Origin of the sequence: Kribbella sp. NPDC004875 (assembly GCF_042873375.1) — a bacterium.
Taxonomy (GTDB): Bacteria; Actinomycetota; Actinomycetes; order Propionibacteriales; family Kribbellaceae; genus Kribbella.
In genome coordinates this window covers 3,736-5,203 of sequence record NZ_JBIALI010000012.1, presented here as the reverse complement: position 1 = coordinate 5,203, position 1,468 = coordinate 3,736, and the positions used below count along the sequence as shown (strand labels likewise).

The 1,468-nt window shown below is 55.3% G+C and carries 1 other annotated feature (cut by a window edge).

Annotation, left to right across the window (positions count from 1 at the left end):
- Window positions 1–71 precede the first annotated feature (71 nt).
- Window positions 72–1,468: a sequence feature (mutual gap in cmsearch alignment for this rRNA model is longer than 100), on the bottom strand (it continues 1,660 nt past the right edge of the window).

The window sequence follows — 1,468 nt, the reverse complement described above, 5'->3', positions numbered from 1 at the left end:
TATCCTGGGAACCGTACAGTGAACGCGAACATCGTTACTAGCGCAAAATTTAGGGCTTGAAGAATTATGTGTGTGACAAGCCCTCGGCCTATTAGTACCAGTCAGCTCCACACCTTACGGCGCTTCCACTTCTGGCCTATCAACCCAGTGGTCTACTGGGGGCCTTACCCGGTTAACCCGGTGGGAGACCTCATCTTGAAGCGTGCTTCCCGCTTAGATGCTTTCAGCGGTTATCACTCCCGAACGTAGCCAACCAGCCGTGCTCCTGGCGGAACAACTGGCACACCAGAGGTTCGTCCACCCCGGTCCTCTCGTACTAGGGGCAGCCCTTCTCAAGTCTCCTGCGCGCGCAGCGGATAGGGACCGAACTGTCTCACGACGTTCTAAACCCAGCTCGCGTGCCGCTTTAATGGGCGAACAGCCCAACCCTTGGGACCTACTCCAGCCCCAGGATGCGACGAGCCGACATCGAGGTGCCAAACCATCCCGTCGATATGGACTCTTGGGGAAGATCAGCCTGTTATCCCCGGGGTACCTTTTATCCGTTGAGCGACGGTGCTCCCACATGCCACCGCCGGATCACTAGTTCCGACTTTCGTCCCTGCTCGACATGTCTGTCTCACAGTCAAGCTCCCTTGTGCACTTACACTCGACACCTGATTGCCAACCAGGCTGAGGGAACCTTTGAGCGCCTCCGTTACCTTTTAGGAGGCGACCGCCCCAGTCAAACTACCCACCAGGCACTGTCCCTGATCCGGATAACGGACCAAAGTTAGACAGCCAGAACAATCAGAGTGGTATTTCAACGATGACTCCACCCGAACTGGCGTCCGAGCTTCACAGTCTCCCACCTATCCTACACAAATTGTACCGACCACCAATACCAAGTTGTAGTAAAGGTCCCGGGGTCTTTCCGTCCTGCTGCGCGTAACGAGCATCTTTACTCGTAATGCAATTTCGCCGAGTCCATGGTTGAGACAGCGCCCAAGTCGTTACGCCATTCGTGCAGGTCGGAACTTACCCGACAAGGAATTTCGCTACCTTAGGATGGTTATAGTTACCACCGCCGTTTACTGGCGCTTAAGTTCAAAGCTTCGCCGGCCGAAACCAGCTAACCTGTCCCCTTAACGTTCCAGCACCGGGCAGGCGTCAGTCCGTATACATCGAATTACTTCTTCGCACGGACCTGTGTTTTTAGTAAACAGTCGCTTGGGCCTGGTCTCTGCGACCATCACCGCTTCCACCAGCAAGTGGTGTCACGGATCAGGTCCCCCTTCTCCCGAAGTTACGGGGGCATTTTGCCGAGTTCCTTAACCATGGTTCACTCGATCGCCTTGGTATTCTCTACCTGATCACCTGTGTCGGTTTGGGGTACGGGCGGCTCTAACACTCACTGCGAAGTTTTTCTCGGCAGCATGGGATCATCCACTTCCCCTAAACGGGTCCGCCTCGGCTCTCAGGCTATGTG